The 1,766-nt window shown below is 34.4% G+C and carries 2 pseudogenes; both read left to right on the top strand.

Annotated elements, in window-relative coordinates:
• A pseudogene (locus tag CCAL9328_RS10545) lies at window positions 1-1,195 on the top strand (hypothetical protein); the annotation flags it as partial.
• Window positions 1,196-1,434: 239 nt separating this feature from the next.
• A pseudogene (locus tag CCAL9328_RS10550) lies at window positions 1,435-1,766 on the top strand (DUF3519 domain-containing protein); the annotation flags it as partial.

Genomic DNA, 1,766 nt, shown 5'->3' on the forward strand with positions numbered 1-1,766 from the left:
TAACTTGCCAACACCAACAAGAAATCTATTAAATGAGTTTAAAAACGCAGTTAAAGAGATAGAAAAACAAGTAGTAAAAGCAGACAATCAACCAAATTTAGCAAATCAAGCAAATAGCGGTAATATAGATAGCCTAACCAAACAAATCTCTTATCTACAAAACGCCCTAAAAAATCAATCAAAGGACGCCCCAACACCATCAACCGCAATTAAACAAGAAGTAGATAGCCTAAGCCAAGCTACACCAAATTTAACCCAAAATAGTATAAAGGGCGATGGATTTGTAATGAGTGATAATGGAGTAGAGCCAAAGAGCGATTTAAATGTAAAAATAAGTATAGATGAATGGGTTAAAGAGTTGGCTGGTATTAATCCAAACAAACAAATCATAGCAGATTTAGAGCATTTATATGAAAAACACAAAGAGCTATTTAGTAAGCCTAGTGAAGTGTTTAAATTAATAAAAGCCGTAAAGGATAACCCAACATTTTTTTACACAAATAATCAACCAAATATCGCTTTAATCGGTAGCATTTTAGAAAATGGCAAATTAGGTAAAATAGGCATTCAAAAGGATTTTAATAGCGATAATTTACAAGTAAGACACGCTACATATTCAAGTAATGCTAAAAAAGAAAATGAGAGATTATTAAAAAGAAATTCTTACCCAGTAGGGTCGCCTACTCCTACACAACTCACTTTCGGTAAAACCGCAGAGCCAACGGCAAATGGTGCCAAAGCACTTTTGGGTAAGAAAGAAATGCTGACTGGGACGCCACTTCCAGCAACCACTCGAGCAAATAACTCTATGGGAGGCGATTTATTACAGTATTCCAATGCCCAAACTATACCAAACCAAAGCATAAAAGAAGCTGAAACAACAGCCAAAACCGCAGAGCCAACTCCAAAACCACAAGAGCCGATAGCCACCACAGCTAAAACACAAGAGCCAACCCCACAAGCCAAAGCAGATGAAGCAAATATAAATCCTAAATCAAATTATAAGAAACACGAAAGACCTATAGAATTAGATTTTAAAGAAGCAATAGATAAAGGCTTTAATGTAGATATAAACGCATTAAAACACTTTTATAAGAATAGTGGCAACTCACCTTTAAATTATATGAGAGAGTATATGGCAGAGTTAGACCAAATAGAGAAAAAGCTCTTGGTAATGAAGCCAAAGATAGGTTAAAAACATTATATGAAAATTTCTTTTATAGCGTTAAGGCAGTAGAGAGACATAAGCCTAACCAAATCGCAGAGTATTCTAGCATAGGCGGCCAGAAAGAATTTGAAAAAATAAAAGAATTTAGAAATGAGATAGAAAAAGCACCAACAAATCAAAAAGCTTTAGATGCTTTAGAAAAAATAGAATTTGTAAATAATCTTGAAAACTCACCAGCTTTTAAACTTGCTAAAAGACAAAAAACAATGAAAAAAGAGTTTATAAAAGAAGCTCGTAACGCCCTTAAACAAGCAACTAACTTAGCGTTAAAGCCTTTAAGTCAATTCTTAATTAAATATGGCAAGAGTGAAGAGTTTTTAACTAAATCATCTATTATTTCAAAAATTGAGCTAGAAAATGTTAGGGGACTAAGGGAACTTAAACTAAACATACGCCCTATTAAAGAATTTGGCACTAACTATGCTGAATTCTATAGAGACGGACAAAACGCTATCAAAAAACTTTTAACCGAAAGACAAGGGCAAGTGGCTGGAGCGTTTGAGAGAGAGGAGCTAGGCGATATAGATTTAGTGTGGGG

This window comes from Campylobacter sp. RM9328, from assembly GCF_012978615.1.